This is a genomic window from Dyella mobilis, assembly GCF_016904945.1.
GTDB lineage: Bacteria > Pseudomonadota > Gammaproteobacteria > Xanthomonadales > Rhodanobacteraceae > Dyella_B > Dyella_B mobilis.
In genome coordinates this window covers 1-1103 of sequence record NZ_JADIKF010000022.1, presented here as the reverse complement: position 1 = coordinate 1103, position 1103 = coordinate 1, and the positions used below count along the sequence as shown (strand labels likewise).

1 protein-coding gene is annotated in these 1103 nt (G+C 62.3%); it reads right to left on the bottom strand.

The genetic code is table 11. From position 1 onward, the window contains the following. Positions 1 to 997, bottom strand: a 997-nt coding sequence (locus tag ISS99_RS00110; protein ID WP_204629530.1) for an IS481 family transposase, incomplete at its 3' end; no start/stop codon positions are given. Positions 998 to 1103: the final 106 nt, after the last annotated feature.

The following is a 1103-nucleotide window of genomic DNA, read 5'->3' as shown; positions in this document are numbered from 1 at the left end:
CCAACCCTTCGCTCACAAAGATCGTGCGGCCGCGATACACGATCTGGCCGTTGCGCCGAACCTTCAACACGTGCACGCCTTGGTCGTAGAGGATCGGTGACAGACGGGCAGGATAAGCGCGCGGACTGGGTCGATAACGCGAGATAGGGGGACGCAATCCCAGCGCCTCGTGTGGTCGCCGGCAGTTATAGAGATGGCGCCAGCTGTCCATGGCGCGCTGGCAGGCAGCCAGGCTGGCGTAGTGGCGAGCTTGAACCACCTCCCGTTCCAACGTGCGGTGCAGGCGCTCGAGTTTGCCCTGGGTTTGCGGATGATGCGGGCGGCTGTGGCTCAGCGTGACGCCCAGACGCATGAGCCATGCTTCCAGGGCCGTGATGCCGGTGCCTCGGGTGGCGGCCCAGGCAGGACCATTATCGGCGGTGATGCGATCAGGTAACCCATAGCGCTCAAAAGCCTCAATCAGCTGCATTTGCGCAGTCACGCTGCGCTCGTTGGCACAGGCATGCAGACGCAACATGAAACGAGAGTGATCATCCAGCAGGGTGAACGGATGGCAGTGACCCTGTGGGCTGAGTGTGAAGTGCCCTTTGAAGTCCATCTGCCACAGCAGATTCGGGGCGGGCTGTTCAAAGCGCTGGGTGGCCGGTGCAGAAACAGCCGGGCCCGCTAAACGACAGCCATGACGACGCAGGATCGCCGCGATCGTGCTCGGCTGCGGAGCGTCTGGACCGACCAGTAACGCACGTAGCTTGCGCGGCCCCCAATACGGATACTTGCGGTGCAACGCCAGCACACGCGCTTCCATCTTCGCCCCGGTGCGCTGGGGACTATGAATCGGCCGACGCGACCGATTGGCTAGCCCCAGCTCCCCTTCATTCGCATAACGTTCCAGCCACTTGTAACCGGTCTTGGGGCTGATGGCGTAACGGCGGCACAGCTCTCGCATCACCGTTCCGGGCTGACGGGCCAGCAATACGAACTCGTGGCGACAGGACATGAGGGTCTTCTCCTTCCACGGCATGACGCACTCCCAAGAGTCGACATCCCGTGAGACTAGGTGTTACCCATGTCTCCGAACACCTGTTACCCATGTCCCCAGTCCG